The 3,576-nt window shown below is 66.5% G+C and carries 4 protein-coding genes and 2 pseudogenes; 2 read left to right on the forward strand and 4 right to left on the reverse strand.

Annotated features, from left to right (window positions below):
- The 4 genes and pseudogenes from AC1D1G_RS43120 to AC1D1G_RS43135 form a co-directional block, all read right to left on the reverse strand.
- Positions 1-265 (reverse strand): annotated as a pseudogene (locus tag AC1D1G_RS43120) (alpha/beta fold hydrolase); the annotation flags it as partial.
- A gap of 32 nt (positions 266-297) precedes the next feature.
- Positions 298-1,086: an alpha/beta fold hydrolase gene (locus tag AC1D1G_RS43125; protein WP_317568819.1), complete on the reverse strand. Its 789-nt coding sequence runs from the start codon at positions 1,084-1,086 to the stop codon at positions 298-300.
- Positions 1,083-1,388 (reverse strand): hypothetical protein, encoded by a 306-nt coding sequence (locus tag AC1D1G_RS43130; RefSeq protein WP_182624936.1) that lies wholly within the window; start codon positions 1,386-1,388, stop codon positions 1,083-1,085. The genes AC1D1G_RS43125 and AC1D1G_RS43130 overlap by 4 nt, the downstream gene beginning before the upstream one ends.
- Complete coding sequence (locus AC1D1G_RS43135; protein WP_317568822.1) at positions 1,378-2,250, reverse strand: alpha/beta fold hydrolase; 873 nt, start codon at positions 2,248-2,250, stop codon at positions 1,378-1,380. Before AC1D1G_RS43135 ends, AC1D1G_RS43130 begins: the two co-directional genes overlap by 11 nt.
- Between AC1D1G_RS43135 and AC1D1G_RS43140 the strand changes: the two genes are divergently transcribed.
- A complete protein-coding gene (locus tag AC1D1G_RS43140) occupies positions 2,222-2,473 on the forward strand; it encodes a hypothetical protein (protein ID WP_283351970.1) in 252 nt (83 codons plus the stop codon). The genes AC1D1G_RS43135 and AC1D1G_RS43140 overlap by 29 nt on opposite strands.
- A gap of 440 nt (positions 2,474-2,913) precedes the next feature.
- A pseudogene (locus AC1D1G_RS43145) lies at positions 2,914-3,576 on the forward strand (transposase); the annotation flags it as partial.

Below are 3,576 nucleotides of genomic sequence, written 5' to 3' on the forward strand. Positions count from 1 at the left end.
GCGGTGGGGTATCCGAGTGCCGCCTGAGCCAATCGACCACCCCCGGCATGGTCTTCTTCCGCGCGGCTGACCCCATCAGGGCGCCCGCGTGGCCACCGGGGATACGCAGGATCTCCACGTCATCGGACCCAACCAGCTCGGCGAGTGGTTCCGAGTTCGCGGGCGGCACGAACTCGTCCTTCTCCGCGATGATCATCAACAGCGGAATGGTGATCGAATGCAGGTCCACGGGCCGGCCCGCCAACTCCGCTCCCCCGTTGACCAATCGATTTTCTCGGACGTAATCCTCCACCATCTCTACAAAAGATGGTGCGGCCATCGATCGATGGTCCCACGCCCAGTGATTGATGGCGCGGTGCGCGTCGGCGTAGCCGTCCCGCCACAGGTTCTCCCACAACGTGACGTACTGGACGATGTCCGAGGTCGGCTGCAACAGCGGAACATGCCCCGGACGGCATCCTCCGGGACGAGGCCCGTCATCTCGTCCACCACATGGCGGGTCTCCAGCCGGCCGTCCTTGAAGCCGGTGAGAAACCCGGGGGCATGGTCGTAGTCGCAGGGCGGAGCGAACAGAACCGCGTTCCGTACCGGCACGTTGCTCCGGCTGCCGAGCAGCAGAGTCAGCATGAGCGAGCCCATGCAGTAGGCCCCCACCGACACCTCGTCGGCGCCGGCGATCCTGCGCACCGCATCGACAGCAGGCACGAAGTAGCCGTCCATATACGTTCCGAGGTCGTGCTCCCCTTCAGCCGCCTCCGGCCGTCCCCAATCGAACAGGAACACGTCGAAGCCCTCCGCGACCAGTTTCTCCGCCCATGAGTTTCCCGGAAACAGGTCGAAGATCGCCGAGTCACCAACCAACCCCAGGAACATCAGTACCGGTGGCCCATGCCGCACGTCGTCATTGCGGTAGCGCCACAGCTTCGCCTTCCCGAACGACCACACTTCGTCCTTCGGCGTATTACTCACCTGAGGGGGCGGGCGCCGCGCGATCAGCTCGATGCCCCGCCGGGCACGCAACTGCGTGCGCTCGACCTCACGAACCAGTCCGCGTGCGATATCCACCACCGGGCCGATCGGACTCATTCTGAATCCGTCGACTCTCGCTCGGTGACGGCCTGTTCACGACGCATGGCCAGCAGTTCACGTTGCACCTTGATGAGATCCCTGCGCAGAACGCGCACCTCGGCATGGGACGGGATCCCGACCAGGTGCAGACCGAAGCCCACCACCGCCTCGACGGGGGCAATCACCGCCTTCTTCACGCGTCCCACCTTGAGGGAGAACACTTGGAAGTCCGCGGAGCTGGTCGCGTTCTCCAGCGGGGCGCCGATCCGACGCTCGACACCGTCGAATGCCTTCCGCCACAGAGGCGACTCAGCGGCCATGCCCGCCACGCTCCTTCTCGAGCGGGTACCGCCAACGGACCAACGCGTTGGTGTACTGGTACGGATATGCGCTCCACGGTGCGGACCGCACCATCCCGGCCATCTGTTCGGGAGTCACGACCTGCGCCCCCGTCCACGCGGAACTCTCATCGTGGTGGTCTGCACCGAAGAACTCGGCGATGGCGTTGCCGGCTCCTGAGGCATCGTCATGGAGCATGTAGTGTCCCCAGCCCTCGAAGATGCGCAGCCGCGCGTTCGGCAGGTAGCCCGCCAGAATCGCACCGTTCGCCATCGGGATGATCCGATCACCGGATCCACTCAGGACCAGCGTCGGGTGGGCGACGGTAGGCAGCCATGGAAGGCTGTTGAACCTCGACATCGCCATCATTTGCAGCGTGTACCCGCGCATTGTCGGCGCCGCGCCGTGGTGCCAATCGGCCATCAGCTCCTTGAGTGCGATGCTGTTCTTCTCCTTCGGGGCGAGGTTCACCAGCTTCATCGTCGCCCGGTACGCGACCTTGGAGTGGTGCCGCGCGGGGGTCATCACAGCCATCAGCGCCAACATCGACCCCGGTACCGCTCCGGCTCCGCACGTCGCGCTGACCAGCGCCAAGCGTCGCACCCGCTCCGGCGCCTGGCGGGCGAGCTGTTGCGCGACCGCGCCGCCGAGTGAATAGCCGAGCACGTCCGCGGATTCGTGACCGAGCGCGTCGAGCACCTCGAGCGCGACATCGGCGATGTACGACAGGCTCTCAACTGTTGCCTCGATATCTAATACTACCCAGTATGTTCTGGCACTATCTACGACGCGAATCGGTGAGGCTGCGGAATACTTGGGCCCTTCGGTAGTTAGGACGCGCAAGGCGGCATCGGAGGGCCGGTTGCCGTCTCGGCGCACCGGTTCGGGTCACCGAATCTTTGACCGCGCGGACCTCGACGCCTATCTGGTCAGGCCTGCATCGGAGTGTGCGGGAGCGACGCCGGAGAGGGTGGCGGCACTGTATCTGCCGGGTGTCGGGCTCGACCGGGCAAGAGGCTTCGCTGGCCCATCAGGAAAAGATGTTGCGGGAGAGCGCTCCTGGTGAGATATATCGGGTCTGCATGGGATCGCGGTTCGGGACTCGAGGGAGCGGCGGGGTGGGCGCGGCCGGATGCTCGACGACGCGGCCGAGGCGGGGTTCACGGTGGTGCGGGTGGTGTGGCGGGATCGATTGGCCCCCGGTTCGCCGGTGGCGCGGATCGACCGGTACTTGTCGGAGGTCGGCGTTACAGTCGGGTTCTGCGAGACAAGGGCGAGCTATCGCCGGTGGAGGAGTTGATGGATGACGTCATCGTGTTGCTGGCATCGTTGTCCGCCCGGTTGTAATCAGCTGCGGTCGATACAGATTCAACACCGACTCCTTCAACACCGGCTTCGGGGCGATGCCGCCGCACGGTGGCGGAAGGGGTAACCGGTGAGCATCTCGGCAGATCAGGGTCTTCTTCAAATGCGAAAGTGCTCGCCGATCGTGAATTGCGCCCCGGCATGACCGGGCCGGGATCGACTGCGCCGCGGCAATTCGCGGTCACCACCCGCGCATACATGGCAGTCGACGACGCGACCGGCGAGCCGATCGGACTCGACGACGTCGACACCCGGGTGGGGTGGCTGCTGGACCTGATCGCCGCGGCCGGTGCCGAGTTGGTGTCGCGGCTGTGGCAGCCGGCGACGTTCGATGTGCTCGCCGCCGGCCTGGACCGCCAGGACCGCAGGCTCCCCGCACAGGGTCACGTCGCCGCGGCCCGCCTCGGCTGGACTCCGCTCTACCCGGACGGGGTCTATGTTCCGTCGCGGGTCACCCGGGTGGTGACCGCGCAGGTGATGGCGACCCTGCGGACCCTGTCCTACCGGGACACCGCGATCGCGGCGCTGTCGGCCCGATTCGATCCGGCCACCGGGGTTGTGGCGCCGCCGACCGAACCGGGCGACTCTGTGCCGGCGGGTTTCGTTCGGGGTGTTCGGCGCCAGCTGATTGCCCGCGCCCGTCGGGACGGCGGGGTACCGGCCGGCCGGTTGCGGATCACCGAGGTGCAGGGTCCGCCGCAGACGAGCGCGATGGCCCGGCTGTCGGCGGCCGATCGGCAGCTCGCGCAGATCACCTCGACGGAGCGTGAGCTGGTGTTGACGGTGAAGCTGCCCACCAGCCCG

This window comes from Rhodococcus sp. P3_B8 (assembly GCF_056402775.1).